Raw genomic sequence first — 23,113 nt, 5'->3', positions numbered from 1 at the left:
GCCCATGAGGGGCGCCAACGAAGCGCAGTCGACAAACTTAGATCAAGCTGACTTGGGCCGACGCGCTCGCCAGCGGCCGCAGTCGCGCGAACTCCAGCAACTCCGCAAGGTGAGCCCCCTTCTGCTGCCATTCATGCACCGCGTCTTCGCCCAGCAGCACATAGTGCCAGGGCAAGCCTTGGCGGTGCTCAGCCGGCAGGCCATTGATGCGTTCGCACCAGCCCATGGCCGCTTTCAGCTTGCGCTGCACATTCGGATGCATCACCTGCTGCTGCGCCTTGGTCTCGACCAGATAAATCGCGTCTGCCGTGCGTACCAGAAAATCGGGTGAATAGAACGCCGGCAAGCCGTCGTCCTTCACGTAGCGCAGCCGCGCAAAAGTGTGGCGGTTCTCGCTGATCTTGCAGAAGGCCAGCACCTGGGCATCGGCCTGCGCCCAATGGATGAAGGTGCGCTCCAGTCCGCCATTGCGCGCTGGCCAGCCCAGGCGGGTGTAGATGCACTTGGACACGGGCACCGAATGTGCCTCGCGCACCATGAGGCGCGGCACATCCGACAAATGCCGGGCCTGCACGTCCACCGCCCCGGTGGTCAGCGTTTCCTCCGCCGCCAGCAGCGCCATCGCAAACACCTTGGTGATGTGGTCCACCACCGGCTGAAGCAATAGCACGCGCCAGTTCTCGCCGCCGTGGTCCTGACCCAGCGGGTTGAACGCAGCGTCAAAGAGGCGCGTCCAGACATAGTCGTCCAGCCAACCGGTGAGGTCGGCCGTATTGACTTGCAGGTATGGCTTGGCCAGGTGAGTCGCGATCTTGTTGCCTTTGGGCAGCGGCTCATGCAACGCCTGACTGATGCGACGCGTGAGGCGCGAGAGGTAGTCGTTGTAGCCGCCGACGTTCATCACCGCGCCGTCCACGCGGTAGTCGCCGAACAGGGTGGCGCTTTGCAAATCCTGCGAGATGAAAGTGTCGCCCTTGCCTAGTAGGCCCGTCAAGGACTGCAGGCTCATGGTGCTGAAGGGCGGCAGGGTGTCGATGTCCAGCGGTTGGTGGTCGCGCAGTTCGTCCGTCTCCTGCAGGATGAACGGAATGCCGAAGTCGAAAGTCTGGAAGCCTTCGCGCAAGTCGGCCGCGATCACATCGCCTGCGGCACTGCTGTCGTCGGAGTCGTCGCCCGTCGTGCCGGCCAGACCCTCTGTCAAGAGCTCGTCGTAGAAGCTCTGAAACGCCGGATGCTCCACGATCGACAGCACATCGATCAGGCTGCCCGGCTCCTGCCCGGCATTGATGCGCTCGCGGTTCTCGCGCTTGATGTCGCTGTACTCCGGGTCGCGCCACATCAGGCGCAGGCCGCGGCCAATGGTTTGCTCCAGCAGGATCTGCGCCTGAGACGAGCGAAGCGGCACGATCACGCAGATGTTGCTGACGTCGAAGCCCTCGCGCAGCATCAGCACGCTGACGATCACGCGGGGCGTGGCATGGCGGTCGACGCTGAACAGGCGCTCGCGCACCGGTGCCCAGTCTTTCTCGCCCAGCTCGGCCTTCTTGCCTGAATCGATGGTCATCACTTCGTCGGCATCCAGCCCTTCCTGCTCCTGCAGGAACTGCGCGACCAACGGTGACACCGTGGTGTCTTCACACACCACCAGCATCTTCGGGTAGCGCTGAGGGTCGAGCGCTGAGAAGTCTGCTTCCAGCTTGCGCAGCTTTTTCAGACCGGCGCGCAGCATCACGCGCTGTCCTTCGCTCAGGCTGGGGTTGCCGTTCTCGTCGCGCTCGGCCTTGAACTCCAGCGGCAGTGCGCCGATTTCTTTGCGGCGGTCGAGCACGAGCGACTTCACCAAGCCGGCACGCATGGCGGCCTTGAGGTCGAAGTCCGTCACGATGTGCGGGAAGTACAGCTTGCGCTTGTTCTTGCCGCTGCCCACGTCGTTGTACGGCGTGGCCGAAAAGTCCACCTGCACGAAACGCCGGCCTTTGCTTTCTGCAATGCGGCTCAGGCTCTTCTGCCATTCCACCTCGGTGGTCTCGCCTTCGCGCTTGAACTCGTGGATGTGGTGCGCCTCGTCGTTGAACACCATCAACTCTGGCAACTCTGCCAGGAACGAGAGCACATTGCCGCGCGCCCAGCGCCGGTCCAGCACGTCCAGGCTGTTGCCGGTGGCGCGGCCCGGCGTCAGCGGCAGCACGGTGCCGACCACCTGTTCTGGCGCCAGCGGTGCGCCGGGCGCGAGCACCTCTTCTTCGGACTCGTCCACCACCTCGCCCTCTGCCAGCAAGTGCCAGTTGGTGATCGCGATCATGCCGTTGCCGGTGGTCTTCAAACCGATCTCGTTCTTGCTGCAGACATTGCCGCGCACAAAAGCGAACACGCGCTCGCGATAGGCTTCTGGGATGAACAGTTCGGAAAACTGCGCGATGTCCGACGAGGCGAAGTTGCGAGAACCGCTCACCGTGCCGTCGGACGCCGCCACCAGCTTGCCGCAGAAGGCATCGAGCAGGCGCTCGTACACGATCAGCCCGGGCGCCACCACCATGAAGTGGCGGGTGAAGCGCGCGTCGTCCACGCCGGCCTCCTGCGCGGCCGTCTTGTTTAGCAACTGCCAGATCATCAGGGCCTGCAGCACCCAGGTCTTGCCGGTGCCTGTGGCCATCTTGAAGCAGTACTTGGGGTGCGCGTGTTTGGGGGCCGACACCTCCGTCATGCGGTTGCCGACCAGAAGCGCGTCGGGCGCGGCGGCCTGATACAGATCGAGCAGACCCCATGTCGCATGCTCCGCACCCAGCACCTCGTGCGCCACGATGGCGTTCAGGATCGCCTGCTTCTGGCCCGCATGGAAGTTCAAACCCCCGCGCGCCACCACCATGTCCTCGCCAAACCACCAGCTCAGCAGTTCTGCGGTGGTGGGCGTCACCAGCTCCAGCACCTCGGCCGCGCCGCTTTCCAGCCCCAGGCACAGCGCATTGGTTCGCGCCGTCAGGCCGATGGAGAGCGCCAACGGGTGTTCGGCATCCTTGGGGTTCATGGCGCTGCTCATGCCGCCGATTCCACCGTGCTCACCACTTCGGCTTCGAAGCCGAAGACGTCCACCACCCGCACGCAGACCTTGCGCGGCCCGGCTTTGAGGGGCAGCGTCAGGTGCGCATGCGTCACCACGCGCAGCGTGTCGGCGTCGTTCGCGGTGTTGCCACGGTAGTCCTGCCAGACCGAGCGGAACACCTGGCCGTCGTAGTCCGGGTCCACCGCCCAGTACTCGATCAGCGCCAGCGGCTCCGCGTTGGCGACCGCCTGCAACTTGGCGCGGTTGGCGTCGTCGAGGTTGATGGCCTCGGGCGACAACAGCACGTAGTTCTTCAGTCGCACGTTCAGCGCTTCTTCGTCTGCATTCAAGGTGCTGCGAATGCGCTGCACCGGGTGCAAGGTCAGGTACTGCAGTGACGAGAAGCGCACCTGGCCGCGCAGCTTGTCGATGCCGCCCTTTTTCTTGAGCTTGTCCATCAGGTCTGGGGGGATCACCAGCACCTCCAGCCGCGCGTCGTTGAGCGCGGTGATGGTCTCGCCGATGCTGGGCTCGAAGTTCCAGCCCAGCACCACCACACGGTCCCAGCCGCCCATCAGGTTGTCGCGCTGGGCGATGGCCTTTTTCAGGGTGGCGGTGCCGGTAAGCTTGTTGGGCGAATCGGCCAGCACCAGTGTCTTGCTGCCGCGCTTGCCGCCCAGTTCCATGCCGGCGATGTGGCCCAGGTTGCGCTGCGGATTCACGTCGGGCGGTAGGGGCAGCGCGCCGTAGAGAGAGAGCACGATCTGCGACAGGTCGCCGATGCGGAAGTCGCGACCCAGGGCGACCTTGGCGGCTTCGACTTGGTAGTCGCCAATGGCTTGGTAGAGGAAGGGCTTGGATTCCTGGTCGATCAGGCGCTTGCGCATGATCATCGCTGCTGGCTTGCCGATGTCCGACGTAATCCAGCGCCGATTCAAATCCTCTGCCGTTGCTGCCGTTGTTCCAGAGCCGCCGAAGAAGTCTGCGATCAACCCGTTCTCAGGGCATGAGGCCAGCACGATGCGGCCAAGGAGCTCCTTCGTTTTCTGAGTTGAGTAACCAACAGACTCTTTTGCGGAGTTGTTCAATTTGTCGATGTGCCAAACGTCGTCGACAACGACGCCTTCTTTCATCACCTCATCCAAGTAGCGCTTGATCCGCTCACCATTGCCAGCGTCAGACAACACGTAGTCGCGTCCGTCTGAATCAAAGAGCACTTTTTGTTTGCGCTTTTTTACGTACTCATCCTTCGACTCCCACTGCTCAAAGTACGAGGCGAAGTATTGAACGTCTGTCTTCCCGTAAAGGAAAAGCGTGTCGTGTCGTTTTTCGAAGCTCGATTGAAGCTGCTTGTTCCAGCCGGAATAGTGCCAAACAATCTCGTTGCGAAAGTTTCGCTTCCCGAAGACTTCGTCCATCACCAGCTTCACGTAGTGCCCCACATGCCAATCCAGGTGCACGTAAATCGATCCCGTGTCCGCCAGCAGCTCCCGCATCAGCACCAGGCGCGGCGTGATCATGGCCAGGTACGACGCCGTGCCATCTGACCAGGTGTCGCTGTACGCGAACTGTTCGATCACCGTGGGTTTCTGCTCCAGCTCCACGCCTGGCAGCGACACCTTGGTGCGGTAGTCCGCCTTGGAGTCGAAGGGCGGATCGATATAGATCAGGTCCACCTTGCCGCGCAGGCTGGGCGTGTGTTCATCGCCCGCCAGCAGCGCGGCCATGGCCAGCAGGTTGTCGCCGTAGATCAGGCGGTTGGTCCAGGGCGCTTCAGCCGCTGACGTTTGGGCCCCGTCGCCCAACATCGCCTGCGGGTTGTGGAGCAAGCTGGTTTGCCCCGGTGCAAACACCTCGCGCTGTGCCGCGCGCTTCTGCGCCGTGACCCAGTCCTGTGCGGCGGCATCACGGGCAGGCAACACCAGTTCACGGGTTTGCAGCCGCACCCGTTGCCGGCTTTCCAGCCCCTCCAGAATTTTTTCGGCTTGCTTGCGCCCGTTGGCGACGATTTCGGGGAGTTGTTCGAGCAGGGATTTGGGCATGAAGACGCAACAGTCGATCAATGTCACCTGAAAAGGGACAGATAACGTCAACTGTAAGGGATGGTTGCTGCGATGCCATCGCTACCTTGCAGGCCATGACGGAAAAGCAGGAGTTCAGCGAGCGGCTGCGGGCGGCGATGCAGGCGCAACGCATGGCTCCGAGTGCGGTGGTGCTGGAGCGTGAGTTCAACAAGAGCTGGTCAGGCGCGCCGGTTCGCAGGCAGACCGCCTGGAAGTGGCTCAATGGCGAAGCGATTCCCACGCAAGACAAGTTGCAGGAGCTGGCTCGCCGCCTGAAGGTTGAGCCGCACGCCTTGCGCTTTGGAGAGCGGACGCTGCGCCATCTGCGTGCCGAGCAAAAGCGCTGGGACGATGGGGCTGGCTATCTGGAGCGCGAAACCTTCGACGCGTTTCTGCAGTTGCCTGCGCCGCAACGCAAGCTGATCCGGGAGGTCATCCTGACTTTTGCCAAGGTGCACGGCGGCGAGACTGAGGTCGACGCTGCAGGCAGCACCAGTCGCGGCCGACTCCTCTGAATACCGACGACCGGCTTAGCCGGCGCTCAATGGCAACAGGCCATGCCGCGCCCGCGCTCGGTGGCAGGCGTCGCTGCCTTCTTCCAGCTCATGGCAGGGCCCGGGCCGCCATTCGTAGATGCCGCAGTCCACGCGCTCACCGATGCGGCCCGAAAGCGCTGCACAGCGCGGCGGTGAATGATCGGTGCCGCGCATGCGCGCGAGGCTGCTGGTCAGCGGCAGCGCCAGCCCGTCGGGCACGCAGCCGCCTTCGCTCATCAGCTCGTGCTGGCTGAAGTCCACACGGTAGGCGGCGCAGCAGGCGCCGCATTGCTGGCACTGGCTCATCGGGGCAGGGCGCGCGCATGGGGCAGGCCAGGGCAGCGGCCCCGGCCGGGCTTCACAGCCGACCCAGCAGCAGAAACTCCATCAGCGCCTTCTGCGCATGCATGCGGTTCTCGGCCTCGTCCCAGACCACGGACTGCGGGCCGTCGATGACTTCGGCCTGCACCTCTTCGCCGCGGTGTGCGGGCAGGCAGTGCATAAACAGGGCGTCGGGCTGGGCGACGGCCATCATGGCTTCGTCCACGCACCAGTCGGCAAAGGCCTCGCGGCGCTTTTCGTTCTCGGCTTCGTAGCCCATGCTGGTCCACACGTCGGTGGTCACCAGGTCGGCGCCACGGCAGGCGTCCATCGGGTCCTTGAAGACCTTGTAGCTGCCGGCGCGCGGCGCGTGGCCGTTGAAGGCCAGCTTCTCATCGATCTCATAGCCGCTGGGCGTGCTCACGTGCACGGTGAAGTCCAGCAGGTCGGCCGCCTGCAGCCAGGTGTTGGCCATGTTGTTGCCATCGCCCACCCAGGCCACGGTCTTGCCTTTGATGGAGCCGCGGTGCTCGATGAAGGTGAAGATGTCGGCCACGATCTGGCAGGGGTGGAACTCGTTGGTCAACCCGTTGATGACCGGCACGCGCGAGTTGGCCGCAAAGCGAACGATCTTTTCCTGCTCGAAGGTGCGGATCATCACCAGATCGGTCATGCGGCTGATGACCTTGGCGCTGTCTTCGATGGGCTCGGCGCGGCCCAGCTGGCTGTCGCCCGTGGTCAGGTGCACCACGCTGCCGCCGAGCTGGTACATGCCGGCCTCGAAGCTCACGCGCGTGCGGGTGCTGGCCTTCTCGAAGATCATGGCCAGCGTGCGGTCTGAGAGCGTGTGGTGCTTCTCGTAGGCCTTGAACTTGCGCTTGATGAAGGCGGCACGCTCGAAGATGTAGGCGTATTCGTCGGCCGTCAGGTCGCAGAACTGCAGGTAATGGCGGATCGCGGGAGAGGTCATGGCGAAAAGGGGCGGGCGCCTGGCGGCCCCGGGGTGCTCAAAGGTGCATTGTGGCAGCGGGTGCCCGCCGGCGCTTGCCTCCCTTCGAGGATGAAGCCTGCGCGCGCCGCATGGCAGGCGCAGGCGCGGCTTCTTTCTTACTCCTGCAGGAAGGCCTTCACGATGGGCGCCAGGATGGCGACGATCTCGTCGGCTTCTGCGGTGGTCAGGATCAGCGGCGGCACCAGGCGGATCACGCTGTCGGCCGTCACCGACAGCAGCAGGCCGGCTTCGCAGGCGCGCGTGAGGATGGCGCCGGCGGGGCGGTCCAGCTCGATGCCCAGCATCAGGCCCTGGCCACGCACTTCCTTGACGCCGGCCACGCCCTCGAAGGCGGCCTGCAGCGCGGACTTGAGATGGGCGCCCACATCGGCGGCGTTCTTCAGCAGCGCGTCTTTTTCCATGATGCGCAGCGTTTCGGTGCCGGCGCGCATGGCCAGCGGGTTGCCGCCGAAGGTGGTGCCATGGTTGCCGGGCTTGAACAGCTCGGCCGCGCGCGGGCCGGCCAGCACGGCGCCCACGGGCATGCCCGAACCCAGGCCCTTGGCCAGCGACATCACGTCGGGCACGATGCCGGCCCACTGATGCGCAAACCACTTGCCGGTGCGGCCGATGCCGGTCTGGATCTCGTCGATCATCATCAGCCAGTCATTGGCATCGCACAGTGCGCGCACGGCCTGCAGGTAGTCGGCGCGCATGGGGTGGATGCCGCCTTCGCCCTGGATGGTCTCGAACAGCACGGCCACCACATTGGGGTTGCCTTCGGTGGCGGACTGAAGTGCGGCCATGTCGTTGAGCGGCACGCGGATGAAGCCCTCGACCAGCGGGCCGAAGCCGGCCTGGATCTTGGGGTTGCCGGTGGCGCTGAGCGTGGCGATGCTGCGGCCGTGGAAGGCGTGCTCATAGACCACGATCTGCGGCTTCTCGATGCCCTTGTCGTGGCCGAACTTGCGCGCCAGCTTCAGGGCCGCCTCATTGGCTTCCAGCCCCGTGCAGCAGAAGAAGGCATTGGTCATGCCCGACAGCTCGACCAGCTTGGCCGCCAGCGCTTCCTGGCCCGGCACGTGGTAGTAGTTGGAGCTGTGGATCAGCTTGGCCAGCTGGTCCTGCAGGGCCGGCACCAGTTCGGGATGGTTGTGGCCCAGCGTGTTCACGGCGATGCCGCCCAGGCCGTCCAGATAGGCCTTGCCCTGGGTGTCCCAGACTCGGCAGCCCTGGCCATGCGACAGCGCGATCGGCAGTCGACCGTAGGTGTTCATGACATGGGGCGAGGTGGGTTCGGTGGTGGCGCTCATGGGCTCTCCAGGGGGTCGCGTCGTGAAAGTGAGGGGGAATTCTAGAAGCCGGGCATGACGCCTTCGTTGAGGATTGCGCATCACAGCCATGCCCTTCGGATGCGGCGGCGCATGCGGTCGGCGGCATGAAGCCTGCATGTGGCGGACGGTAGAATCATGATGCGCTGCAGCACCCCAGTCGGCGCCTTTCCCACATGCCTCCTTCCCCCTCCAAAGAGATCTTCATCCAGGGCGTCACCAGCTCGGGGCGAGCCTTCAGACCCAGCGACTGGGCCGAGCGCCTCGCCGGGGTCATGTGCCAGTTCAGGCCAGGCGGGGCGCGTCCCGGCAGCCACCTGAGCTATTCCCCCTGGTGCGTTCCCACGGTCATCAATGGCGTCAAGTGCGTGGTCGTGCACCGCGACCTGCGCGATGCCGAGCCCATGGCCTGGGACTTCGTCATGAACTTCGCGCGCGACAACGACCTGCAGGTGGCCGAAGCCTGTCTGGTGCCTGAGGCCAAGCCGCCCGCCAAGGGCTGAGCCGGCGCGCGGGGGGGCGATCCCGCAGCCTTCCTTTTTCATCCGACCCTGCCCGATGCCTGTGCGCCAGGCAAGAAAAAACCGCCCGAAGGCGGTTTTTCTTTTCGCTGCAGCGCACCCGATCAAACGGCGGATCGCAGGTGCCCGAAGAGGGCGGGGCGATCCGGGCTGACCTGAATGTCCGTCAGGCGGCGGCCGGTGCGGCGGCCAGGGCCAGAGCCTTGACCTTGGCGGCCAGGCGGCTCTTGTCGCGAGCAGCCTTGTTCTTGTGGAAGATGCCCTTGTCGGCGATGGTGTCCACCACCTTCTGGGCCTTGGCGAACAGCTCGGTGGCCTTGGTCTTGTCGCCAGCGGCGACGGCCTTCTCGACGTTCTTCACCGCGGTGCGGTACTTGGAACGCAGCGAGCTGTTGGCGGCGTTGATCTTGACGTCCTGGCGGACGCGCTTGCGGCCCGACGCCAGGCGCGGGTTCTTCTTCTTGGGCTTGGCAGATGCCATTTTTCGTGTTCCTAGAGTGTCTGGGGATGTTGCAGCGAACCGCGGATTCTATCCCACCCGCGAGCCACCTGCAAAAAGCCCCGTGCCGGAGCACCTACACTGCGCCCGCTGTGTCCCTGTTCAAAGCCGCCTCCACCGTTTCCCTGCTCACGCTGGCTTCGCGCGTCACCGGCCTGGTGCGCGATGTGCTGATGACCTCGGTCTTCGGCGTCAGTGCGCTGACAGACGCCTTCCACGTCGCCTTCCGCATCCCCAACCTGTTTCGCCGCGTGTTCGGCGAAGGTGCCTTCAGCCAGGCCTTCGTGCCGGTGCTGGCCGCACACCGCACGGAGCAGGGTGATGCGGCTGCCAGGTCGCTGGTGGACCATGTGGCGACCTTGCTGAGCTGGGCGCTGGTGCTGCTGTGCATGGCCGGCGTGCTGGGCGCGCCGCTGCTGGTCTGGGCGATGGCCAGCGGCCTGCAGGACAAGGGTGGCGCTTTCGACGCGGCCGTGGTCATGACGCGCTGGATGTTCCCCTACATCGGCTTCATGTCGCTGGTGGCGCTGGCCGGCGGGGTGCTCAACACCTGGAAGAAGTTCGCCGTGCCGGCCGCCTCGCCGGTGCTGCTGAACCTCGCGATGATCGCTTCGCTCGTGCTGGGCGCGCCGCTGTTCGCGCGCTGGGGCATCGAGCCCATCTACGCCCTGTGCGCCGGCGTGATGCTCGGCGGCGTGCTGCAGCTGGCCATCCAGCTGCCGGCGCTGCGCCGCGTGGGCATGCTGCCGCGCATCGGCCTGGGCTGGCGGGCGCTGCGCAGCGCCTGGCACCATGCCCCCACGCGCAAGGTCATGCGCCTGATGCTGCCGGCGCTGCTGGGCGTGAGCGTGGCGCAGATCTCGCTGCTCATCAACACCCAGATCGCCTCGCACCTGGCGGCTGGCAGCGTGACCTGGATCACCAGCGCCGACCGGCTGATGGAGTTCCCGACCGCGCTTTTGGGCGTGGCGCTGGGCGTGGTGCTGATGCCGCAATTGGCCTCGGCCCGCGCGGCCAAGGACGAGCAGCGCTACTCGGCCATGCTGGACTGGGGCCTGCGCCTGGTGCTGCTGCTGGCGCTGCCCTGCGCGGTGGCGCTGCTGCTGTTCTCTGCGCCGCTGGTGGCGGTGCTCTTCCACAACGGCGCCTTCACGGGCACCGACGTGCAGCGCACCACGCTGGCCCTGGCCAACTACGGCGTGGGCCTGGTCGGCATCGTGGCCATCAAGGTGCTGGCGCCGGGCTACTACGCCAAGCACGACATGAAGACGCCGATGCTCATCGCGGTGGGCGTGCTGATCCTCACCCAGTTGCTGAACCTGCTGCTGGTGCCGCAGTTGCAGCATGCCGCGCTCACGCTGACCATCGGCATCGGCGCCATGGTCAATGCGCTGTGGCTGCTGGTGGGCCTGATCCGCCGCGGCAGCTACAAGCCGCTGCCGGGCTGGGGCCGCTTCGTGCTGCAGGTGCTGGCGGCTTCGGCGCTGATGGGGGCGCTGCTGTGGTGGGGCAACCAGGCCGTGGACTGGGTGGCCCTGCGCGAGGCGCGCCTGCTGCGCGTGGGCTTTCTGGCGGGCTTCATCGGGGCGGCGGCGCTGCTGTACTTCGGCGCGCTCATGGCCTTGGGCCTGCGCCTGCGCACACTGTTCAAGCGCTGAGCCCTGCGCCCCGGCCGGCGCCTTGACGCTGTGCGACCGCTTCCACTACAAAGCCCCATGTCCCTGAGCTTCGACACCCCCACGCCGCTGGCCTACTTCAGCGCCCTGGTCCAGAGCGACGACCACTTCCCGCTGCTGGAAGCGGCGGCCAGCCTGGCGCAGGACGAATACCCCGACGTGGACGTGCAGCAGGTGCTGGGCGATGTGGACCAACTGCTGGCGCGCCTGAAGCGCCGCCTGCCGGCCGATGCCGCGCCGCTGGCCCGGCTGCGCGCGCTGAACCAGTTCTTCTTCAGGGACCTGAGTTTCGGCGGCAATGTCAACGACTACTACGACCCCGACAACAGCTACCTGAATGCGGTGCTGCGCACGCGCCGCGGCATCCCCATCTCCCTGGCCGTGCTGTGGCTGGAATTGGCGCAGGGCCTGAACCTCTCGGCACGCGGCGTCAGCTTTCCGGGCCACTTCATGCTCAAGGTCTCGCTGCCCAAGGGCCAGGTGGTGCTGGACCCGTTCACGGGCCAGTCGCTCTCGCGCGAGGAACTCAGCGAGCGGCTGGAGCCCTACAAGCGCAACAACGGGCTGGTGGGCGAGTTCGACGTGCCGCTGGGCCTGTACCTGCAGCCCGCGCAGCCGCGCGAGATCATCGCGCGCATGCTGCGCAACCTGAAGGAAATCCATCAGGCGCAGGAAGACTGGGCGCGGCTGATTCCGGTGCAGGACCGGCTGATCGTGCTGCTGCCGCAAGCCTGGGGCGAGTACCGCGACCGCGGCCTGGCCCATGCCGGGCAAGGCCACACACAACTGGCCGTGGCCGACCTCGAAACCTACCTGGCCCATGCCGAGGACGCGCTGGACGTGGACCTCATTGCCGAGCGCGTGGCCGCCTTGCGCCGCGCCGAAAGCTGAGCCCCAAAAAAAATGAAAAGCCCGGACAGGAACAAGCCTGAAGAAGTGCGCCTGGGCACGCTGCACCAGTTTCATGGCGTGCAGCCCGTGCTGCCGGTGACGGACGTGGTGCGCGCGGCGCGCTGGTTCTCGCAGGTGCTGGGCTTCGAGCTGGACTTCATGGCCGGCGAGCCGCCCAGCTATGCGCGCGTCAAGCACGTGCCGCCTTCGCGCGAACTGGGCGAGGCCGTGTACCTGCGGCTGTGGCAGTGCGCCGGCCGCGAGGCGCCGCCCTGGCGCGGCGAGATCGTGATCCACGTGGGCCAGGACGTGGACGGGTTGCACGCCGCCTACTGCCGGCGCGGCGTCACGGTGCTGGAGCCGCTCACCTCGCAGCCCTGGGGCCTGCGCGAGTTTGCGATCCGCGAGCCCGACGGGCATGTGCTGCGCTTTTGCGGCTATCTCTGAGGCCGAGGCAAGAGGCTGATCGGCGCCCGTGAGGGCCGGCCCGCAGCATCGGGCTGGCACGCATCCTGCGCGCCGCAAAGGCAATGACGATCCCTGGACTGCGTGTTTTTCTGAAGAAGCATGGCCTTGCGCTGGGCGCACAGGCGCAGGCCCTGCGCGTGCTGCTGGTGCTGGGGGGCCTGACGGCGGTGTGCCGCTGGTACGGCTGGAGCGGCGCAGCCCTGCCACTGGCGCTGGGCGTGATCGCCAGCGCGCTGGCTGAAACCGACGACAGCTGGCGGGGGCGCTTGCGCGCGCAACTGGCCACGCTGGCCTGCTTTGCGCTCATGGCCTGCGGCGTGGAGTGGCTCTTTCCCCATCCCTGGGCCTATGTGTGCGGTTTCGCGCTGGCCGCCTTCGGGCTGACCATGCTCGGCGCGGTGGGCGCGCGCTACAAGGCCATCGTTTATGCCACGCTGATCCTGGGCATGTACGCCACGCTCGGCGCCGAGCATGCGCAGGCCGTGGGCCTGGCGGGCTGGCGCTGGCAGGAGCCTGCGCTGCTGCTGGCCGGCGCGGCGGCCTTCGGGCTGGTGTCGGTGCTGTGGTGCGCGCTGTTTCCGGCCCTGCCGGTCCAGGCCCGGCTGGTGCGGCTGTTCCAGGTGCTGGGCGCGTACGTGCAGTACAAGGCCTCGCTCTTCGAGCCGCTGCGCGATGTAGCCGTGCAGGGCCGCCGCCTGGTGCTGGCGCAGCGCAACGCCGCGGTGGTCGATGCGCTCAACGCCACCAAGGAGGCCTTGTTCAGCCGCCTGGGCCGGCGCCCGCACTCGGGCCGCCTCGCGCGCTACCGGGGCCTGTACCTGATCGCGCAGGACGTGCATGAACGCGCCAGTTCCTCGCACGAGCAGTACGAGGCCCTGGCTCACGTCTTCTTCCACAGCGACCTGCTGTACCGCTGCCAGCGCGTGCTCCACCTGCAGGGCATCGCCTGCCAGCGGCTGGCCGACTCCATCGCGCGGCGCGAACCCTTCGTGATGGGCGACGACGGCGTGCAGGCCCTGGCCGAGCTGCGCAGCGCCATCGCCCATGCGCGGGCGCAGCAGCCCACGCCTGAAGCGGTTGCGCTGCTGGCTTCGGTGCAGGCGCTGGCGCGCAACCTGGCCCAGCTGCAGGCGCAGTTGGCCGGGGCCAGCCACACGGCCCATCCGGCCGCGCGGCTGGGGCGTGCCGACATGAGCCTGTTCGACCGCTCGCCACGCACCTGGCACGACGCCTGGGCCCGCGTGCGCAGCCAGTGCAACACGCGCTCGCCGCTGTTCCGTCACGGCGTGCGGCTGGGCGTGGCGCTGGCAGCGGGCTTTGGCGTGATGACGCTCTTCCACCTGCCGCAGGGCTACTGGATCATGCTCACCACGCTCTTCGTGTGCCAGCCCAGCTATGGCGACACCATCGCCCGCATGGGCCAGCGCATCGCGGGCACGGCGCTGGGCGTGGTGCTGGGCTGGGCGCTGATCGAGCTGTTCCCGCAGCCGCTGCTGCAGACGCTTTTCGCGGTGCTGGCCGGCGTGCTGTTCTTTGCAATGCGCAGCACGCGCTACCTGCTGGCCACGGCCTGCATGACATTGCTGGTGCTGATGAGCTTCCACCAGGTGATGGACAGTGCGGCGCTGATCGTGCCGCGGCTGATCGACACGGCCATCGGCAGCGTGATCGCGGGCCTGGCCGTGCTGCTGGTGCTGCCGCACTGGCAGGCCCGGCGCATCCACGAGGTCGCCGGGCGGGCGTTGCGCGAGCACGCCGCCTATCTGCAGCAGATCGCGGCCCAGTACCGCAGCGGCGCCAGCGACACGCTGGCCTACCGGCTGGCGCGGCGCAACGCGCACAACGCCGACGCCGCGCTGGCCACGGCCGTCAACGAGATGCTGCGCGAACCCGGTTTTGCGCGCCCGCAGGCCGGTGCGGCGCTGCGCTTCCTGATCCAAGCGCACACCTTGCTGAACTACCTCTCGGCACTGGGCTCGCACCGCACGGCCCTGGGCGACGCGGCGCGCGGCCCGCTGCTGCAGCAGGCCGCGGACGAGGCCGGCGCCGCCCTGCTGGCGCTGGGCGAGGCCCTGGCGCGCGGCCAGCCGCCCCCGGCCGACACCGCTGCCGCCCGCGCTGCGCGCGCGGCGCTGTCGGCGCTTTCCGCCACAGGCGCGGGCGACGACGCATGGCTGGAAGGCGAGGCCGCCGTGTGGCGCCTGGTGCGCACGCAGCTGGAGCTGGTCTGGCTGCAGGTGGATGCGCTGCGCCAGCATGCGCGCGAGTGGCTCGGCCCGGCCAAGGGGCCTTCGGCGCAAACCGAACCTGAGGCGCAAACGCAGCCCTGAGGCCCAACCCGCGCCCGGCACGGATCTTCAGTCGGCCTGCCAGTGGTAGTCCATCTGGCGCGCCGTGGCCTGCGCCAGCTCCAAGCTGATCAGTTGGCCGACCAGGTGCAGGCTCAGGTCCAGGCCCGCGCTGATGCCGGCCGAGGTGTACAGGCGCCGCGCGGGCTGGGCCACCCAGCGCGGGTCCTGCTGCACCTGCAAGGGCGGGAACTGCGCCTGCAGGTCGGCCACGTCTTCCCAGTGCGTGGTGCAGGGGCCGGCGGGCAGCACGCCCGCATCGGCCAGCAGGAAGGCGCCGGTGCAGACCGAGGCCGTCAGCCGCGTGCCGGCGTGCAGCCGCGCGATCCAGTCCAGCAGCGGGCGCGACTGGCGCGCCGCATCGACCACGCCACCGGGGATCAGCAGCAGATCGGTGGGCGGCGTGTCGTCCAGCACATGGTCGGGCAGCACACGCAGGCCGGCGCGTGCGCGCACGGGCGCCAGGCTTTGGGCCACCAGCGACACGGCAAAGGCCGGTGGCTGGCCCGGCGCGCGTCGGGCCTGCACGCGACTGGCCGTGGTGAAGACTTCATAGGGGCCGGCAAAGTCCAGGGCTTCGACATCGTCGAACACAAGGATGCTGACCTGCAAACTTCTTTCATGCGTCATGCGGCCAGTTTCGATCAATTCAGGGCGCTGTCGGCCCTGATGTCTCACTCACTCGTAGCAAAGATCCAGCTGCACGCGCCGGCCCTGCCGGTCCACGCGAGTGGCGCGGAAGTAGTGGCGCCCGCGCCAGGGCGCCATCACCAGCGGCAGCGGCACGCGCTCGCCCCAGCTGTGCAGCGCAAAGCCGCGCGCGGCCAGCGCGGCCAGCAGGGGCCCCAGCGTGGCTTCGTCGGCGGCCACGCGCAGGTCGGCGTCCGCGGGCGTGGCCGAGGCCGGGTCGGCCAGCCAGCGCGCGAAGCTGCCGAAGAGCGTGAAGGCATGGCCTTCGGCGCGCAGGGCCCGCAGCAGCGCGGCCGTGGCGTGCAGGTCCACGGCCTCGCGCTGCTTGCGCGCGATGAGGGCGTATTCGTGGCTGCGGTCGGTGCGCGTGTCGAAGGCCGGCAGCGCTGCGCCGGCGGCGCCGGGCCGCTCATAGACGATCACGCGCTCTTCCTGCAGCACGAAGAGGCTGCCAAGGATCTGGGCCAGGTCGAAGGCCAGCGGCAGCATGCGTCCGCCCAGGCGCAGGTTCTGCACCATCGCAATGCAGAAGCCGCCCTCGGGCAGGCGCTGGCCCACGCGATGGAACACGGCGCGCAGGCCGGCCAGGTGGGCCGCGTAGCTGTCGCTGCCATAGAGCTGCCCGGCCTGCGCCTCGCCGGGCCAGTCGCAGCCGAAGTAGGGCACGTTGCTCAGGCACAGGTCGAAGCGGGGCAGCGCCTCGTCGCCCAGCTGGTCGCAGGAACTTGCGATCACCGGCGGCGCCGGCAGTCCCAGTTGGGCGAAGCGCTGGCCGATCAGTGCCACGCGACCCGCGTCCACCTCGCAGCCCAGGGCCTGGCGGCCTTCCAGCTGCGCAGCCAGCAAGGTGGTGCCGGCACCCGCGAAGGGGTCGAAGACGGTGTCGCCGGGCCGGCTGAAGTGGCGGACGAAGGGCTGCATCTGCGTGACCCAGCCGATGTCGCGCCCGCCCAGCGGGTCGTGCGCGGCCAGCGCGCGCGGCAGCGCATGCGCCGAAGGCTCGGCGTCCAGCCGCATCCAGCTGCGTTCATCCATGGCGCGTGTCCAGCAGCACCTCGTGCGCCGGGTCCCAGCCCGCGCAGAGCTGGCCGTTGGCGAAGTACACGAGCTTGTAGACATCGCCACTGGCATGCCGCTGGTGCATGGCCGCGTAGTCGGACCATTCGAAGACCACCTCCAACCCGTCGGGCATGCGCACGCGCAGGTTCTGGAAGTAGTAGCCCTGCGTGAGCGACAGCGGCTCCCAGAGCCCGCCCAGCCGTGCGTCGGCCAGGCAGGCGCGCAGCAGCGGCGCCATGGGCACGCGCGCCGCCTGCAGGTGGCGCGCCGTGGCGTTGTCGCGGTAGCCGGCGTCCAGGCGCGAGAACTCGCGCAGGATCACCGTCTTGGCGCCGCAGCGCGCAGCCCAGCGCAGGTAGTCGGCCACGGCCTCGGGGCTGTCCACGCCGTCTTGCTGCACCAGGCAGATCAGGCGCAGCGCAAAGCGCGCGGCCAGCGTTTGCGCCACCGATTCGAAGCAGGGCTGCGCGGCAATGGGCTCGCCGGGCCTGAAGCGCATGATGGCCTGGTTGCGCGCGCCGTCCTGGTGGTGGCGCGAGAGTTCGATCCAGCTCAGGCCAAAGCGCTGCAGCGCGTCCATCAGGGCTGCGCCCTGGGCCTGCGCGAAGCCCGCGCCGTTGGTGTAGAGCACGCGCTCCTGCACCGGGATGCCGTCTTCTTCCGCGGCTTGCAGGTGGGCCAGCAGGCGCAGCAGCCAGGCGGCGTCGTCCGTGCTTTCCAGGCCCGACAGCGACCAGGACAGCGGCACGCCGCGCAGCGCGTGCAGCGCGCGCTGCAGGCCATCGAAATAGTCCGGCGCCGGCCGCAGCAGCGCCGCGGGCGTCACGCTGCGCAGCGGGCGCAGGTTTTCGGAGCAGAAGGTGCAGCGCGCCGAGCAGGGCCGGGCCGAGGCATAGGGCGTGAAGGTGATCGGCAGCGCCAGCCGCAGCCTGCGGCCCTGCGGGCCACCAAGTTGCAGCGCGTGCCAGCGCGCCGCTTCATCGGCAGGCGGCAGCCGCTGGAGGGTGGGCAGCCCCTGGCGCCGCAGCAGCGCCAGCAGCGCGGCTTCTTCCTCATCGTCATCGTGCGCAGCCGCCAGGGGCTGCGAGGGCGCAAGGGGCAGGGCCATGGCTGGCGGGCTCAGACGAGCCCTGCCGCCTGCAGCTCCTTCTTGAGGTAGGCGTAGAACAGCGGCGCCGCCACCAGGCCCGCGGGGCCGAACACGGCCTCGGCCGCGAACATCACGGCCAGCAGCTCCCACACCGCGATGTGAGTGCGGCTGCCCACCACCTTGGCGTTGATGGCGTATTCGGCCTTGTGGATCAGGATCAGGAAGGCCAGGCAGGCGGCGGCCGTGAGCGGCGAGACCGACAGCCCCACCAGCGTGATCACCACGTTGCACAGCAGGTTGCCCACGATGGGGATCAGCCCGGCGATGAAGGTCAGCGTGATCAGCGCCGGCGTATAGGGCAGCTGCAGGTTCCAGTGCGGCAGCACGAACAGCAGGAACACGGCCGTCAGCGTGGTGTTGAAGCTGGCGATCCAGAACTGCGCCGCCACGATCTGGCGGAAGGCCTGCCCGAAGGTGGTGATGCGCTGGTGCATCTGCGCCGCCAGCGGCTGGCGGATGGCGGGTGCGCGCGCCACCGCGGCCAGGCCGCCCACGATCAGGCCCACGTAGGCGAACAGCAGGCCCGCCAGCCAGGCGCGGCCGGCCAGCGCCAGCGAGCCGGCCTGCGTGCGCAGGTAGTTGGCCACCATGTGCTGCACTTCGCCGGCCGCGGCCGGCAGCGAGCTGGCCAGGTCGGGCGGCAGCTTCTGGCGCAGCTCGAGGATGGTGCGCGCCACGTAGTCGAGCAGCTCGCGGTACTGCTGCGGCGCATCGACGATGTATTCGCGCGCCTGCGAAATGCCCACGCCCAGCAGCACCAGCGGCGCCACGATGACCAGGATGATCGTGAGCGCCTGGATGATGGCCTCGATGCGGCGGGGCAGCTGCCCGTTGGCGTCATGCGGGTACAGGCGCCCGAGCAGCCGGTGCGCCAGCCGCACCATCATTCGAACGAAGGTGCGCGTGGCCAGGAAGCCCACGCAAACGGCCAGCAGGCCCACCAGCAGATGGCTCAGCATCACGCCCATCAGGGCGGCGCCCATCAGGACGTAGCTGGCGATCATCACGCCCAGCGAGGCCGGCGGCCCGAGCACGGGCATGGGCGGGGCGGCGAGAGGGGCGGGTGCGCTGGGCAGGTGGTGCGCGGGGCGGTCGTGCATGCGTGGCGGCCGGGCGGGCGGTGCGTTCGGTCGCCGGGGGCTCAGCCCACCTGCACGGCGGCGCCGTCGCCGCGCGGCGCGATGGCGCCGATCTCGTACACCGTCTCGCCCAGCTCGCGCAGCGTGGCGGCGCAGGCGGCGGCCTGGTCGGCGGCGATGACCACCACCATGCCGATGCCGTTGTTGAAGGTGCGGTTCATCTCCACGTCGTCAATCGCGGCCACCTTCTGCAGCCAGGCGAACAATTCGGTCTGCGGCCAGCTGCCGGCCTTCAGGTGTGCGGCCATGCCTTCGGGCAGCACGCGCGGGATGTTCTCGAGCAGGCCGCCGCCGGTGATGTGGGCCAGCGCCTTGATCGGGTGCTTTGCAAGGGCCGCCAGCACGGGCTTGACGTACAGGCGCGTGGGCGCCATCACGGCTTCGCGGAAGGGCTTGCCGTCCAGCGTGGCGGGCAGGTCGGCGCCAGCGCGTTCGATCACCTTGCGCACCAGCGAGAAGCCGTTGGAATGCACGCCGTGCGAGGCCAGGCCCAGCACCACGTCGCCGGTCTTGACGTTCTGGCCCGTGAGGATCTTGGACTTTTCAACGGCGCCGACGGCAAAGCCCGCCAGGTCGTATTCGCCCGCGGGGTACATGCCGGGCATCTCGGCCGTTTCGCCGCCGATCAGTGCGCAGCCCGACAGCTCGCAGCCGCGGGCGATGCCGCCGACCACGGCCGCGGCCGTGTCCACGTCGAGCTTGCCGCAGGCGAAGTAGTCCAGGAAGAACAGCGGCTCGGCGCCCTGCACCAGCACGTCGTTGACGCTCATGGCCACCAGGTCGATGCCCACGGTGTCGTGCATGTTCCATTCGAAGGCCAGCTTGAGCTTGGTGCCCACGCCATCGGTGCCCGACACGAGCACGGGTTCCTGGTAGCGCTTGGGCACTTCGAACAGCGCGCCGAAGCCGCCGATGCCGGCCAGCACGCCCTCGCGCATGGTTTTCTTGGCCAGGGGCTTGATGCGATCGACCAGCGCGTCGCCCGCGTCGATGTCGACGCCGGCGTCCTTGTAGCTCAGGGGGGTGGAGGAGGGCGAGGTCATGGGCAGGGCAGGCAGGAAGCGAGAGGCAAGGTGATGAAGAAGGGCGCCGCGTGAGGCCGCCGGGGCGGTCGGGAGCGGGCCGATAGAATTCCGCGGCGATTTTAGGATGCTCTTCACGAATCCTCGCGCCGTGTGCATCTGCGGGCTCGGGTGATCTGCTTCGTTGCAAATGCTCGCAATAGCGATGGCTATTCCTGCGCTTTGCGCCTCGCAGCCCATCCCGATCCGCAGCGCCCACTGGACGCTCGATTCATGAAGAGCATCCTGAAGGGTCGCCCAACCGCCGCCCGCGGCCAATCCATTTCGGGCCTTGCCCAATTCCCGTCCTCTTGCTCGTGTCCATGAAGCAGCTCGCGCTCGACATCGGTCTTCAGACCGGGCCGAGCCTTGCGAGCTTCATTGCCGGGCCGAAGAACGCGGCGGCGCTGGAGCACCTGAAGCTGTGGGTGGGCCATGGCGCCGAACCCGCGCTGCATTCACCCGTGCCCACCTACCTTTGGGGCGAGGAAGGCACCGGCAAGAGCCACCTGCTCGAATCGGTGCGCGCCGCGCTGCGCGAGCAGGGGGCGCTGGTGGGCTGGCTGCACCCGGGCATGGGCGAGCCGCCGCCCTTTGACGAGCGCTGGGGCGCGGTCATGATGGACGACGTGCAGCACTACTCGCCGGTGCAGCAGCATGCGGCCTTCAACTGGTTCATCCATGCGCAGACGCTGGGGCGCGGCGTGGTGGCGGCGGGCACGCTGCCGCCGGCCGACCTGCCGCTGCGCGAGGACCTGCGCACGCGCCTGGGCTGGGGCCATGTGTTCCAGCTGCACCTGCTGGACGAGACGGCCCGCCGCGCGGTGCTGCGCAAGTCGGCCGACGCCCGCGGGCTGGTGCTGCCCGAGGAGGTCATCGACTATGTGCTGCACCGCTTCAGCCGCGACCTGGGCAGCCTGATGCAACTGCTGGACCACCTGGACGGCTACGCCATGCGCACCCAGCGCGCGCTGACCATTCCGCTGGTGCGCGCCATGCTCGAAAACGAATGACGAGGAGGCGCCCGGCGCTTCCGCAACCAACAAGCAATGATCAAGACACTCATCGACAAGCTGCTGGGCAAGGCCGAAGGCGGCGCCCGCAAGAACCGCTTTGGCAAGCGCCAGGAAGTGGACGTCAGCGTGCACGGCATCAACCCCGCGCTGGTGGACGAGCGGGCCAAGAACGTGGTGGCCACCCTGCAGCAGGCGGGCTACGAGGCCTACATCGTGGGCGGCGCGGTGCGCGACCTGCTGCTGGGCCTCAAGCCCAAGGACTTCGACGTGGCCACCAATGCCACGCCCGAGCAGGTCAAGGGGCTGTTCCGCCGCGCCTTCATCATCGGCCGGCGCTTCCGCATCGTGCACGTGGTCTTCGGCCGCGGGCGCGAGCACGAGGTGATCGAGGTCTCGACCTTCCGCGCCTACATGGACAACGCCGCGCCGGCCGGCCAGGTCAAGGGCAACGAGCGCACCAGCAAGAGCGAACTGGCCGCCATGACCCATGCGGTGGACGCCAGCGGCCGCGTGCTGCGAGACAACGTGTGGGGCCCACAGGACGAGGATGCGGCGCGGCGCGACTTCAGCGTCAACGCCATGTACTACGACCCCGAGCGTGAGCTGGTGGTGGACTACCACCACGGCATCCGCGACGCGAAGAAGCTCACGCTGCGCATGATCGGCGACCCGGTCACGCGCTACCGCGAAGACCCGGTGCGCGTGATCCGCGCGATCCGCTTTTCGGCCAAGCTGGCGGCGCTGGGCTTCAAGCTCGAGGCCAAGACCGCGGCGCCGCTGGTCGAGTCCGCCAGGCTGCTGGCCGACGTGCCGCAAAGCCGCCTGTTCGACGAGATGCTCAAGCTGCTGCAGACCGGCCATGCGGTGGCCACCATCGCGCAGCTGCGGGCGCTGGGCCTGTCCACGGGCATCTACCCGCTGCTGGACGTGGTGGTCGAGCGCGCCGACCTGCCCTTCGTGAAGGCGGCTTTGCAGGACACCGACCGCCGCGTGGCCGAGGGCAAGCCCGTGGCCGCGAGCTTCCTGCTGGCCTGCGTGCTCTGGAACGACGTGCGCCAGGGCTGGCAGCAGCGCATGCAGGATGGCCCCGGCGGCCAGCGCGCCATGCCGCCCTTCCCCGCGCTGCAGGACGCCATCGACGAGGTCTTCGAGTCACGCATCGGCGATGTCTCGGGCCGCGGCAAGCTGGGCGCCGACATGCGCGAGATCTGGATGATGCAGCCGCGCTTTGAAAAGCGCAGCGGCAGCACGCCCTATGGCCTGGTGGAGCAGGCGCGCTTCAGGGCGGGCTTCGACTTCATGCGCCTGCGCGCCGACGTGGGCGAGCTGGGCGAGGCGATCGCCGAATGGTGGCAGGAGTTCAGCACGGCCGACGACCTGCGCCGCCAGGACCTGATGGACCAGGTGCGCGCCGAGCAGCGCCAGGGCCAGAAGGGCGGAGGCGGCCCGCGCGTGCACCAGCGCGCACCCAGGCGCGCGCCGCGGGCCGTCGAGGCGCCGGCCGATGACGTGGCCGCAGAGCGGGGCGCGCCCGAGCTGCCGCCCGATGCATCGGCCGGCGACCAGGCGGCGGCACCGCGCAAACGCCGCCGTCGGCGCAAGCCGCGCACCGGCGGCGGCGGGGACGGTGGTGGCAGCGCGGGCGGCCAGGCCGCCGCAGGCGACTGAGCAGGGTCTTGGCCACCGATTCCGATGCCACGCAGATGACTGCCATGGCGGAGGCCGCCGTGCCCGCCGCGGCGGGCGTGCATGCTTTCGTCGGCCTGGGTGCCAACCTGGGCGACGCGGCCGCCACCGTGCGGCGCAGCCTGCAGGCCCTGGGCCGCCTGCCGCAGACGCGGCTGCTGCGCCAGTCCAGCCTGTACCGCAGCGCGCCGGTGGACGCCGGCGGACCCGATTTCATCAATGCCGTGGCCGAGGTGCGGACCGCGCTGGCGCCGCTGGCGCTGCTGGCCGAGCTGCAGCGGCTGGAGCTGGAGGAGGGCCGCGAGCGCCCCTTTCGCAATGCGCCGCGCACGCTGGACCTGGACCTGCTGCTCTATGGCGACAGCCGGCTGGAAACACCCGCGCTCACCGTGCCGCATCCGCGCATGGACGAGCGCGCCTTCGTGCTGCTGCCGCTGGCCGAAATCGCGCCGCAGCGCGTGAGCGCGGCCCAGCTGCACGCCGTCTCCGGCCAGCGCATCGACAGGCTCTGAGTAACCGTCTTCCGAGTCAAGCGCCGTGAAGCGATTTGTCCCAAGGTTTTCCGGACCGGACCATGGCATTGAGCGTGGTCAGCAGCTTGCGCATGCAAGCCACCAGGGCGACCTT

20 protein-coding genes and 1 pseudogene are annotated in these 23,113 nt (G+C 68.4%); 9 read left to right on the top strand and 12 right to left on the bottom strand.

The window, feature by feature from the left end; genetic code table 11:
- Window positions 1-37: 37 nt before the first annotated feature.
- A complete protein-coding gene (locus tag PGB34_RS00105) occupies window positions 38-3,037 on the bottom strand; it encodes a DEAD/DEAH box helicase family protein (protein WP_271426032.1) in 3,000 nt (999 codons plus the stop codon).
- A complete protein-coding gene (locus tag PGB34_RS00100; RefSeq protein WP_271426031.1) occupies window positions 3,034-5,082 on the bottom strand; it encodes a site-specific DNA-methyltransferase in 2,049 nt (682 codons plus the stop codon). The genes PGB34_RS00105 and PGB34_RS00100 overlap by 4 nt, the downstream gene beginning before the upstream one ends.
- Window positions 5,083-5,177: 95 nt before the next feature.
- Here PGB34_RS00100 and PGB34_RS00095 point away from each other — a divergent pair, with 95 nt between their 5' ends.
- A complete protein-coding gene (locus PGB34_RS00095; RefSeq protein ID WP_271426030.1) occupies window positions 5,178-5,618 on the top strand; it encodes a transcriptional regulator in 441 nt (146 codons plus the stop codon).
- A 15-nt stretch (window positions 5,619-5,633) separates the two neighbouring features.
- Here the strand turns inward: PGB34_RS00095 and PGB34_RS00090 are convergent, their stop codons facing one another.
- The 3 genes from PGB34_RS00090 to PGB34_RS00080 all read right to left on the bottom strand — a co-directional run bounded on the left by PGB34_RS00090 (window position 5,634) and on the right by PGB34_RS00080 (window position 8,264).
- Window positions 5,634-5,945 (bottom strand): YkgJ family cysteine cluster protein, encoded by a 312-nt coding sequence (locus tag PGB34_RS00090; RefSeq protein WP_271426029.1) that lies wholly within the window; start codon window positions 5,943-5,945, stop codon window positions 5,634-5,636.
- A gap of 52 nt (window positions 5,946-5,997) precedes the next feature.
- Window positions 5,998-6,930 (bottom strand): ornithine carbamoyltransferase, encoded by a 933-nt coding sequence (gene argF, locus PGB34_RS00085; protein ID WP_271426028.1) that lies wholly within the window; start codon window positions 6,928-6,930, stop codon window positions 5,998-6,000.
- Between the two features lie 137 nt (window positions 6,931-7,067).
- Window positions 7,068-8,264 (bottom strand): aspartate aminotransferase family protein, encoded by a 1,197-nt coding sequence (locus PGB34_RS00080; protein WP_271426027.1) that lies wholly within the window; start codon window positions 8,262-8,264, stop codon window positions 7,068-7,070.
- Between the two features lie 194 nt (window positions 8,265-8,458).
- Between PGB34_RS00080 and PGB34_RS00075 the strand changes: the two genes are divergently transcribed.
- The gene (locus PGB34_RS00075) at window positions 8,459-8,785 is read left to right on the top strand and encodes a DUF3579 domain-containing protein (RefSeq protein WP_271426026.1); all 327 of its coding nucleotides are present in this window, start codon (window positions 8,459-8,461) and stop codon (window positions 8,783-8,785) included.
- A 184-nt stretch (window positions 8,786-8,969) separates the two neighbouring features.
- Here PGB34_RS00075 and rpsT read toward each other — a convergent pair whose 3' ends face one another.
- Entirely contained in the window at window positions 8,970-9,284 is a 315-nt protein-coding gene (gene rpsT / locus PGB34_RS00070) for a 30S ribosomal protein S20 (protein WP_271426025.1), read from the bottom strand.
- A 110-nt stretch (window positions 9,285-9,394) separates the two neighbouring features.
- Between rpsT and murJ the strand changes: the two genes are divergently transcribed.
- From murJ to yccS, 4 genes are all read left to right on the top strand, one after another.
- Window positions 9,395-10,960: a murein biosynthesis integral membrane protein MurJ gene (murJ, locus tag PGB34_RS00065; RefSeq protein ID WP_271426024.1), complete on the top strand. Its 1,566-nt coding sequence runs from the start codon at window positions 9,395-9,397 to the stop codon at window positions 10,958-10,960.
- 57 nt (window positions 10,961-11,017) lie between these two features.
- Window positions 11,018-11,869, top strand: coding sequence for a SirB1 family protein (locus PGB34_RS00060; protein ID WP_271426023.1), 852 nt, complete (start codon window positions 11,018-11,020; stop codon window positions 11,867-11,869).
- A gap of 12 nt (window positions 11,870-11,881) precedes the next feature.
- Entirely contained in the window at window positions 11,882-12,316 is a 435-nt protein-coding gene (locus tag PGB34_RS00055) for a bleomycin resistance protein (RefSeq protein ID WP_271426022.1), read from the top strand.
- Window positions 12,317-12,399: 83 nt separating this feature from the next.
- Window positions 12,400-14,667, top strand: a complete 2,268-nt coding sequence (gene yccS, locus PGB34_RS00050) for a YccS family putative transporter (protein ID WP_271426021.1) — start codon at window positions 12,400-12,402, stop codon at window positions 14,665-14,667.
- Between the two features lie 27 nt (window positions 14,668-14,694).
- Here yccS and PGB34_RS00045 read toward each other — a convergent pair whose 3' ends face one another.
- Genes PGB34_RS00045 through purM form a run of 5 tightly spaced genes read right to left on the bottom strand, consistent with a single transcriptional unit; the run spans window position 14,695 to window position 19,766 of the window.
- Entirely contained in the window at window positions 14,695-15,315 is a 621-nt protein-coding gene (locus PGB34_RS00045) for a DJ-1/PfpI family protein (RefSeq protein ID WP_271426020.1), read from the bottom strand.
- A 48-nt stretch (window positions 15,316-15,363) separates the two neighbouring features.
- Window positions 15,364-16,410, bottom strand: a complete 1,047-nt coding sequence (locus PGB34_RS00040; protein ID WP_271426019.1) for a DNA methyltransferase — start codon at window positions 16,408-16,410, stop codon at window positions 15,364-15,366.
- A complete protein-coding gene (locus tag PGB34_RS00035) occupies window positions 16,403-17,542 on the bottom strand; it encodes a hypothetical protein (RefSeq protein WP_271426018.1) in 1,140 nt (379 codons plus the stop codon). Before PGB34_RS00035 ends, PGB34_RS00040 begins: the two co-directional genes overlap by 8 nt.
- Window positions 17,543-17,553: 11 nt before the next feature.
- On the bottom strand, window positions 17,554-18,684 hold the full coding sequence (locus tag PGB34_RS00030; RefSeq protein ID WP_408647799.1) for an AI-2E family transporter: 1,131 nt from the start codon (window positions 18,682-18,684) through the stop codon (window positions 17,554-17,556).
- 41 nt (window positions 18,685-18,725) lie between these two features.
- On the bottom strand, window positions 18,726-19,766 hold the full coding sequence (gene purM / locus PGB34_RS00025; RefSeq protein ID WP_271426017.1) for a phosphoribosylformylglycinamidine cyclo-ligase: 1,041 nt from the start codon (window positions 19,764-19,766) through the stop codon (window positions 18,726-18,728).
- Window positions 19,767-20,107: 341 nt separating this feature from the next.
- Between purM and hda the strand changes: the two genes are divergently transcribed.
- The 3 genes from hda to folK are packed head-to-tail and all read left to right on the top strand — an operon-like array spanning window position 20,108 to window position 22,998.
- Window positions 20,108-20,797, top strand: coding sequence for a DnaA regulatory inactivator Hda (gene hda, locus PGB34_RS00020; protein ID WP_271426016.1), 690 nt, complete (start codon window positions 20,108-20,110; stop codon window positions 20,795-20,797).
- Between the two features lie 36 nt (window positions 20,798-20,833).
- Window positions 20,834-22,468, top strand: a complete 1,635-nt coding sequence (pcnB, locus tag PGB34_RS00015; protein ID WP_271426015.1) for a polynucleotide adenylyltransferase PcnB — start codon at window positions 20,834-20,836, stop codon at window positions 22,466-22,468.
- A 44-nt stretch (window positions 22,469-22,512) separates the two neighbouring features.
- A complete protein-coding gene (folK, locus tag PGB34_RS00010; protein ID WP_408647820.1) occupies window positions 22,513-22,998 on the top strand; it encodes a 2-amino-4-hydroxy-6-hydroxymethyldihydropteridine diphosphokinase in 486 nt (161 codons plus the stop codon).
- A gap of 16 nt (window positions 22,999-23,014) precedes the next feature.
- On the opposite strand, the pseudogene PGB34_RS00005 reads toward folK, so the two are convergent.
- A pseudogene (locus tag PGB34_RS00005) lies at window positions 23,015-23,113 on the bottom strand (IS110 family transposase); the annotation flags it as partial.

Source organism: Xenophilus arseniciresistens (genome assembly GCF_028023875.1).
GTDB classification, from domain to species: Bacteria; Pseudomonadota; Gammaproteobacteria; order Burkholderiales; family Burkholderiaceae_C; genus Xenophilus; species Xenophilus arseniciresistens.
The sequence above is the reverse complement of the archived record's forward strand: the minus strand, read 5'-3'. Positions and strand labels throughout refer to the sequence as shown.

Bases quoted from the DNA above. Each gene is read 5' to 3' on its own strand.
- hda (WP_271426016.1), top strand. From the start codon at position 20,108: ATGAAGCAGCTCGCGCTCGACATCGGTCTTCAGACCGGGCCGAGCCTT.
- PGB34_RS00100 (WP_271426031.1), bottom strand. From the start codon at position 5,082: ATGCCCAAATCCCTGCTCGAACAACTCCCCGAAATCGTCGCCAACGGG.
- yccS (WP_271426021.1), top strand. From the start codon at position 12,400: ATGACGATCCCTGGACTGCGTGTTTTTCTGAAGAAGCATGGCCTTGCG.
- PGB34_RS00035 (WP_271426018.1), bottom strand. From the start codon at position 17,542: ATGGCCCTGCCCCTTGCGCCCTCGCAGCCCCTGGCGGCTGCGCACGAT.
- PGB34_RS00045 (WP_271426020.1), bottom strand. From the start codon at position 15,315: ATGACGCATGAAAGAAGTTTGCAGGTCAGCATCCTTGTGTTCGACGAT.
- purM (WP_271426017.1), bottom strand. From the start codon at position 19,766: ATGACCTCGCCCTCCTCCACCCCCCTGAGCTACAAGGACGCCGGCGTC.
- pcnB (WP_271426015.1), top strand. From the start codon at position 20,834: ATGATCAAGACACTCATCGACAAGCTGCTGGGCAAGGCCGAAGGCGGC.
- rpsT (WP_271426025.1), bottom strand. From the start codon at position 9,284: ATGGCATCTGCCAAGCCCAAGAAGAAGAACCCGCGCCTGGCGTCGGGC.
- PGB34_RS00030 (WP_408647799.1), bottom strand. From the start codon at position 18,684: ATGCACGACCGCCCCGCGCACCACCTGCCCAGCGCACCCGCCCCTCTC.
- PGB34_RS00095 (WP_271426030.1), top strand. From the start codon at position 5,178: ATGACGGAAAAGCAGGAGTTCAGCGAGCGGCTGCGGGCGGCGATGCAG.
- PGB34_RS00080 (WP_271426027.1), bottom strand. From the start codon at position 8,264: ATGAGCGCCACCACCGAACCCACCTCGCCCCATGTCATGAACACCTAC.
- argF (WP_271426028.1), bottom strand. From the start codon at position 6,930: ATGACCTCTCCCGCGATCCGCCATTACCTGCAGTTCTGCGACCTGACG.
- PGB34_RS00090 (WP_271426029.1), bottom strand. From the start codon at position 5,945: ATGAGCCAGTGCCAGCAATGCGGCGCCTGCTGCGCCGCCTACCGTGTG.
- PGB34_RS00040 (WP_271426019.1), bottom strand. From the start codon at position 16,410: ATGGATGAACGCAGCTGGATGCGGCTGGACGCCGAGCCTTCGGCGCAT.
- PGB34_RS00075 (WP_271426026.1), top strand. From the start codon at position 8,459: ATGCCTCCTTCCCCCTCCAAAGAGATCTTCATCCAGGGCGTCACCAGC.
- PGB34_RS00105 (WP_271426032.1), bottom strand. From the start codon at position 3,037: ATGAGCAGCGCCATGAACCCCAAGGATGCCGAACACCCGTTGGCGCTC.
- folK (WP_408647820.1), top strand. From the start codon at position 22,513: ATGGCGGAGGCCGCCGTGCCCGCCGCGGCGGGCGTGCATGCTTTCGTC.
- PGB34_RS00060 (WP_271426023.1), top strand. From the start codon at position 11,018: ATGTCCCTGAGCTTCGACACCCCCACGCCGCTGGCCTACTTCAGCGCC.
- PGB34_RS00055 (WP_271426022.1), top strand. From the start codon at position 11,882: ATGAAAAGCCCGGACAGGAACAAGCCTGAAGAAGTGCGCCTGGGCACG.